Genomic DNA, 6,386 nt, shown 5'->3' with positions numbered 1-6,386 from the left:
GTCGCTAGCAGTACAGGTGACGGTCGTCGTGCCTATCGCGAAGGTGCTGCCGCTGGACGGCGTACAGCTCACCGGCACCGCCCCGGCTACCGCATCGCTGGCAGTAGCAGTGAATGTCACTACTGAACCGGCAGATGTCTCTGCTTCTACGGTGACCTCTTCCGGCAAAACGAGCGTCGGCGGGGTTGTATCGATGGTAAATGTGAGCGATACATCTTCACCCAGGGCAATACCACCGACACTGCTCAACGTGGCACAGGCAATCAGCGTATATTGACCATCCGGCAGAGGCTGAATGGTAGGAACAATGGTCGTTGTCGCATCGTTGACCGATACACTGGCGATCAGATTGCTGCCGGTGCTGCTGCATGAGGGAAGATCGCCTGACCACAACCGATAGTTTGCCTGATCGGTACCGTTGCGCAAACGTTCGGCGAAGACGAGGCCGAGTTCGGTGATAGTAGCATTAACGACATCACCATCTTGCAATGGCGCCGTGCTCGTGCCATCACTACGCACACCCGCTGACACGGTCGGTGGCACGAAGCTCAGGCGGCGTCCGAAGACCTCAAACTGTCGATCAGCCGCAACACCGTTCAGATAGCCGGCCCAGACGGTCATAAAGCGTCCACTACCGGTTGCTGCAAGTCTTGGCGCAACGCGATGCCAGTTCACCGGATTCAACGTGGTCGAGCTGGCGAGCTCTGCTTCGCCACCGGGTAATGGACGAGCTAAGCCGCTCGAACTTGCCTGAAACGCGGTTGGTGCCAGTGCCGGCGTCGTCCCGATCTGAAAATTCGCGCCAATCGTCGCCAGCGGTGCACTCCCGTCAGAGTCAGCATCGAGACGCTGACCGTAAATCTCGAAGCGATCATTCACGCTGGGATCGCCGCGCCAGACCACCAGCCACTCCTGATTGAACGGATCGTAGGCAACATCAACATCAAGTCCCTTGAAACGGTTGTCAGTACCATTAGAGCTAAAACTGACCTGCTGCCCACTGACACTCGTCCCGAAGCCGGTGGGCTGGCGCAAACTAACATACACCTCGTCAAAACCGTTGACGTTATCACCAAACCACGCGACCAGATACTGATTACGGTCAGGATTGTAGGCTACAGCAGGTCGATAGGCATCACAACTGGCATTATCACATCCGGTAGCTTCCCCGATCTGGCTAATCCGATGATCGTCGCGATAGTTTGCACCAATGCCGGGTAACAAATGAGCCTGCGTGCCGTCGGCAGCCAATACCTGGCCGTAAATCTCAAACTCGCCATCTTCTACCCCGCTGGCATTGTTATCGGCTGACCAGACCACAAACCATTGATTGTCTACGCTGTTGTAGGCAATCGCCGGCGTCACTGCATCGTAGTCGGGTCGCACATAACCGGTAGCCGAGGTTGTAAAACCAGCCCGGCTGATGAGGAAATCGTTTGGCCCAATCTGACCGACAAAGCGCCGGGTGGGATGGGGGTCGAGCGAAAAACGCTGACAGCGAATTTCAAACTCACCACCCTGCTCGGCGAACGGTTGCGAAAGAAACCCATTCGCCCGGTCATCAGACCAGCAGATCAGAAATTCGCCATTCTGGCTATTGTAGGCAACCGCTGGCGAGAATGCGTCCCAATCAGGGTTACGGTTTTCAAAATTGTTTCGGTAAAACAACACATTGATCTCGCTGATCCGGTCATCCTGGGGATTCCCACACTCATCGCGGATCAGGAGATCGCCATCGGCAGCCACAACCTGGACATAGATCTCAAAGGCACCACCGGCTCGATAACCGGCCCGACCGGCATTAGGGTCGTTGCAGTCAATCAAAGGATTGGTATTGTCGGCTGTCCAGGCTACCAGAAACACGTTGTCACGTGCGCTATAACTTACGACGGGGCTATAGGCATCGAAGGGGTCGGTCGAGCGATCATTGCCGTTACGACTGATCCGAAAAGCAGTACCACTGACTTCAGCCCCGGATGCCGTAGGTGCGATCAACGCGCCGGTTGCCGCGTCAATAAACTGACCATAAATCTCGAACTCATTCGAGCCACCCCCCTCACGAGGACGCGCATAGACAACCAGATATTGATTGGTCACCGGATTATAGGCAATGTCCGGTTCAAACGCATCCCGTGTCGGGGCAACATCGCCAATCCGCTCGTCATTCTCGCCAATCACACTGTTCAGCGAGGAACGGGCACTGATACCCGCTGATGTATCAAGCGTCGGTGTTGATGACATGTGCGCTGTACTGACAGCCGGTATCGTCGCCAATAGCAGCCAGATAGCACCCAGAGCAAGCGCGATCCATCGTGGTCGCATAGATTCTCCTTCGTTAGTTGAGGAAATAATGAAACGTGTGTTAAGCGGGAAATGATGTAAGCAATGTAGCCCGGTATAAACATACCGGGCTAACGTGTGGTGGCGATGAACAGGTAGCGATGAGCGATTACAAAATTATTAATTCGCGTTACGAATAATTATCGGTACGGCCAGGAATGGGATCAGAACGGCCTGGAAGAGCGGCTGATGTTGCTCTCTTCCAGGCCGTTCTCGCAAAACGACGGCGATACTACATGTGAAACTGATCCAGAATCGTCTGCACCTGGCTGCGATACTGTGGCCACGCTCGTCGGCCAATCAAACCCTCGATGAGATGTTCCAGGCACATACGATTACTAAACGACGCCTCCAGGCCATCGGTTGGGCGCAGGATATGACCACTCCACTTACGAGCATCATCAAAGACGATATGCAGCGTTTGATTGGCGACAAATAACCGGTATTCCACAGGATGTTCACTTTCACGTTGATATGTTACAGCAACTTGCTTATTGCAAGCGTGCGGTGTGTAGTCTATGCACAAAAACATCATTCCCCTCCACCCGACATATCTGGTTGTACGCACAAGACGCCAAAAGACACCTGGCGATGTGCTAATGCTGACGGCAACAGGTGTTTGGTGTGGCATCGGAGGTCAGCTCGATGCAGAGATATCGTACCACGATGCATCTAATACGCATACCCACCCAGGGTGGATCGGCGGGTTGATAGCAGACTCCAGGGTTGGATCAGCGTATTCCAACCTGTTTGAGATGGACGAATGCATGAGCGTGGCGAGATCACACAGCATCCCCGCGACCGGCAGGGTGAACGGCGTGACCCACGCCTGATCGTGAGCACGGCTGCTGCGGCAGCGTGGCTGCCGCACGCCAAACAAGGCGACATGCGCATGACGAGCGGGCAAGGCAGCCAATCCAGTGGGTGATTTGCCCCGTGATGGCCGCCGGCGCTGCTCGCTTCCATACCGGCGGGCTGCCATCCTTCTGCGAGCGGACAGATGCGACGAGTGGATATCCAGGACGTAGGAGCGGATGTGCGCCCCTACCGGCCAGGGTACGGAAGCCGGACTTCCCTGGGTACCGGTGTGTGTCCGACTTACCTACCGGCATATCACATGAGACGTGCGTGGTATAATGCGCCGCGACAGAAAAGGAGGTTGCTTGAAGTACCAACTGACACTCCATCCGGTTGCAGGAGCCTGGCATAGCGAACGCTTGACGCTGACGATTGAGGGTGAATACATTGTTGATGTTGAGTATCGCCCTTCGGTCGGTGATGGGGCGTATGCCCGGCGTCTTACGCAAGGGGGAATAACAGGCGCATTGCAAGCTGCACGCCAGGTTTGCCCACATTGTCAGGTAGCCCACACCCTGGCATTCAGCCTGGCTATCGAGCAACTCGCCGGCGTCACCGCACCGCTCCGTGCGCAGGCGGTGCGCGTTGTACTGGCTGAACTGGAACGCGCAGCCTCTCACATCAATACGCTGGCGGCACTGGCAACTGCGCTCGGCCTGACCGATGCGGCCCGGCTCAGTCGGTTAACGACCCGTTTGGGCTTGATCGCGCTGAAACTCTCTGGCAATGACGAGGCCGCACTGATTCGGCCAGGCGGCCTGCTGGCTGATCCCAGTGAATCGGCGCTAGCCGAAACGGCTCAGGCCATCAACGATTTATTGCCGAGGATGATAGCGGTTGCCGAGCAGAGCATTCCACGCCGCTCAATTCTGGCACGCACGGTAGATGTTGGCGTATTGCAGCCAACCGCTGCCAGGCAGTTTGGTCTGGCCGGCCCACTAGCCCGAGCGAGTGGTATTGCCACCGATGTCCGTATTCAGGAACCTTCTTATGCTGCTTACAACATCCTGGCCCCAGCACTGGTAACCGAGGAGGGTGGCGATGTTCACGCCAGGGCGGTGGTTCTGTTGCTCGAAGCAATAGAATCGTTGCGGCTGGTTGTTCGCTGGTTGCAGAATCTCCCAGTTGGCAACGTGTATGAAGAGGTTCCATTGGTGGCCGGTGAAGCAACGGTAACAGTTGAAGCGCCACGTGGCTCATTGCGCTATACTGTGCGTAGCGATGGTCAACGTCTGACCGAGGTGGAGATTGGCATTGCGCCGCAGCTTGATCGATTGCTGGCTCGTTCGCTGTTGCAGCAGGCAGTGGTTGATGATGTGATGCTGATCGCCATTTCGACCGATCCCTGTACGGCTTGCTGGCAGTCGGCAACCTACCTGATCGGACGTAGTTAGTGTCCAAAACCCTGATGCCGCATTGCAGAGCCGTGTCTATGTAGTGTATCACCCGGTGGAGTACCGGGTTGTTTATATCGAGGATGCATGGGTCTTATCGCTAGCTTTATCAGCCTGATCACAGGTGCCGTGTTCTGTTTCGGCCTGGCCCAGATTGGTATTACCCGCCGTCTGGCATTGCTGGCAGCGCTGGCGACCGGCCTGGCAGCTATCGGTGTCATCGCCAATCCGCTCGAAACGACCCCGGCAGAACCGCTGTCGAGTATCGGTGCATTATCGCTCGTTCTGCCGGCAGCGCCCGAACTGAGTGAACGAGCAATTACGGTCATGTTCCTGGTTGGGGGCACCCTTGGCTTACTGGCCCTGGCCGTGGTTGTACCGCCAGAGGTAGAGGGATTTGGTGCGTTGTTCGGCTGGCTCTTGCTGGCCCTGACTGCCGCCCTGCTCAGCTTAACCATTCCACCACTCAGCTTTCTGACCCCGTTGAGCTGGGCACTGGCGGTGATTGCCGCTCATGGTGCGCTGATTGCCGCAGGCGTTGATCCAGCACCTGATCAATTACCGCCCCACTTGATTGCCGGCGGGCTGGCCGTGGTCGCTGTGACAGGTCTGACTGCAGCAAGTGCCGCCTTACCTCCAGACACCCTGCCACCAACTACGCTGGTCGGACTGGCGCTGTTCGGTGCGCTGGCTTTGGCCGGAGCACCTCCCTTTGGCGGTGTGCGCAGCGCTTTTACCACGGCACCGGCCCTGGTGGCTGCGCTCATAAGCGGACTGACCCTGCCCACTATTGGGCTTGGCTTTATCGTTCGTCTCCTACCACAGATACCTCCTTTGCCGGCATCAACCGGTTTCATCATGGCTGCTGTTGGCGCATTCGGCGCACTAGGGGTGGCATTCACCGCCCTCAATGCGCAGTCCGGTCGCGATCTGGTCGCTCGCCACGGCGCGTTGCAGGCAGGAGTGGTCGTATGCGCGGCTGCCCTTAATGAACCGTTAGCTGGTCTGGCAGCACCGGCCCTGTTGTTGTCGCTCCAGCTCCACGCCGTTGCCGGTGGATTGGTTTGCGCTGCGATTGAACGACTGCAAGGTTCCGACCTGCTCGATGGCAAGCAACCGACATCACAACTACCGTTCATCGGCCTGATCTGGCTTGTGACAACGGCAACCGCAACCGGTCTACCGCTGACCTGGAGCTTTTGGGGATGGCGCTGGCTGATAGAGGCCGCCACCAGTCATCACGTGTGGATTATTGGCCCCTTGATGACTGCGGCAGTTATCGGTTTTGCTGCCGGATTGCCACTGCTCATTCGTTGCTGGCAGGGGAAAACACCAGTTTATACACATTGGCCAGAGGGTATGCTAAGCCTGCCAATCCTGATCCCCTTGATCCTGGCCGGGTTTGTGCCCTGGCTGGCCTGGCCACTCTGGCTGAGCTGGTCACCGTTCGCCCCACCGGTCATGCCTGCCGAACCACTTGCCTGGCCTTTCATCGGCACGGCCATCGCGACCGGCGTCGTAAGCTGGTTCCTATTACGCAAGGCCAATCCCTACCAGACAGAGCGTGTGCCTGAAGACCCGGCAGTCAGTCCAACCTGGCAAGGCATGGGAGAACTCTTGCAGGGCATGAGCGAGCTGGCCGATGCCCGTCGGCTATTCAGCATGCTCGGTCGTGGGATCGACAGCGTAAGCAGCTCGCTCCATACCATCATGATCATCTTTGAGCAACGGTATTATCTATTTGGCGTTATGATTGGCTTGCTGGCGATCTTGTTCTTAATGGCGCAATAAACA

General features: G+C 57.0%; 4 protein-coding genes. 2 read left to right on the top strand and 2 right to left on the bottom strand.

Features of this window, described 5'->3' with window-relative positions:
• Together VAE55_RS07300 and VAE55_RS07295 are read right to left on the bottom strand one after the other, a co-directional pair.
• The coding region (locus VAE55_RS07300) for an HYR domain-containing protein (RefSeq protein ID WP_322815135.1) at positions 1 to 2,322 on the bottom strand (2,322 nt) is incomplete at its 3' end.
• 250 nt (positions 2,323 to 2,572) lie between these two features.
• Positions 2,573 to 2,791, bottom strand: a complete 219-nt coding sequence (locus VAE55_RS07295) for a hypothetical protein (RefSeq protein ID WP_322815134.1) — start codon at positions 2,789 to 2,791, stop codon at positions 2,573 to 2,575.
• 712 nt (positions 2,792 to 3,503) lie between these two features.
• On the opposite strand from VAE55_RS07295, the gene VAE55_RS07290 reads away from it, so the two are divergent.
• Both VAE55_RS07290 and VAE55_RS07285 read left to right on the top strand, forming a co-directional pair.
• On the top strand, positions 3,504 to 4,592 hold the full coding sequence (locus VAE55_RS07290) for a hypothetical protein (RefSeq protein ID WP_322815133.1): 1,089 nt from the start codon (positions 3,504 to 3,506) through the stop codon (positions 4,590 to 4,592).
• Positions 4,593 to 4,679: 87 nt separating this feature from the next.
• Positions 4,680 to 6,383 carry a proton-conducting transporter membrane subunit gene (locus tag VAE55_RS07285; RefSeq protein WP_322815132.1) on the top strand — a complete coding sequence of 568 codons (1,704 nt, stop codon included), beginning with the start codon at positions 4,680 to 4,682 and terminating at the stop codon, positions 6,381 to 6,383.
• Positions 6,384 to 6,386 lie beyond the last annotated feature (3 nt).

This window comes from Chloroflexus sp. (genome assembly GCF_034432675.1).
Taxonomy (GTDB): Bacteria; Chloroflexota; Chloroflexia; order Chloroflexales; family Chloroflexaceae; genus Chloroflexus.
The sequence above is the reverse complement of the archived record's forward strand: the minus strand, read 5'-3'. Positions and strand labels throughout refer to the sequence as shown.